1 protein-coding gene is annotated in these 798 nt (G+C 72.4%); it reads left to right on the top strand.

Annotated elements, in window-relative coordinates; genetic code table 11:
* Window positions 1-798: homocysteine S-methyltransferase family protein (locus IE249_RS35275; protein WP_229860013.1), on the top strand; the 798-nt coding region annotated here is incomplete at both ends.

Raw genomic sequence — 798 nt, 5'->3', positions numbered from 1 at the left:
CGACTTCCTCCGACTGGAGGGCTGCAACGAGATCCTGAACGTCACCCGGCCCGACATCGTCCGCTCCGTCCACGAGGCCTACTTCGCGGTCGGCGTGGACTGCGTGGAGACCAACACCTTCGGCGCCAACCACGCCGCCATGGCCGAGTACGGGGTCGCCGGGCGCATCCACGAGCTGTCCGAGGCGGGCGCCCGCATCGCCCGCGAGGTCGCCGACGAGTTCACGGCCTCCACCGGGCGGCAGCGCTGGGTGCTCGGCTCGATGGGCCCCGGTACCAAGCTGCCCACCCTCGGGCACGTGACGTACGCGGTGCTGCGCGACGCCTACCAGCGCAACGCCGAGGGCCTGCTGGCCGGCGGCGCGGACGCGCTGCTCGTGGAGACCACGCAGGACCTGCTCCAGGCCAAGGCGGCGGTCCTGGGCGCCCGGCGGGCCCTGTCCGCGCTGGGCGTGGACGCCCCCGTGCTGGTGTCGGTCACCGTGGAGGCGACCGGGACGATGCTGCTGGGCTCGGAGATCGGCGCCGCGCTCACCGTGCTGGAGCCGCTCGGCGTCGACATGATCGGCCTCAACTGCGCCACCGGGCCCGCCGAGATGAGCGAGCACCTGCGCCATCTCTCCCGCCACGCACGCGTCCCGCTCTCCTGCATGCCCAACGCGGGTCTGCCCGTCCTCACCAAGGACGGCGCCCACTATCCGCTCACCCCCGCCGAACTCGCGGACGCCCAGGAGAACTTCGTACGTGACTACGGGCTGTCGTTGGTGGGCGGGTGCTGCGGTACGACGCCGGAGCATCT

Origin of the sequence: Streptomyces anandii JCM 4720, assembly GCF_014650655.1 — a bacterium.
In the GTDB taxonomy this organism is placed as follows: Bacteria; Actinomycetota; Actinomycetes; order Streptomycetales; family Streptomycetaceae; genus Streptomyces; species Streptomyces anandii.
This window is presented reverse-complemented; position numbering and strand designations above follow the sequence as displayed.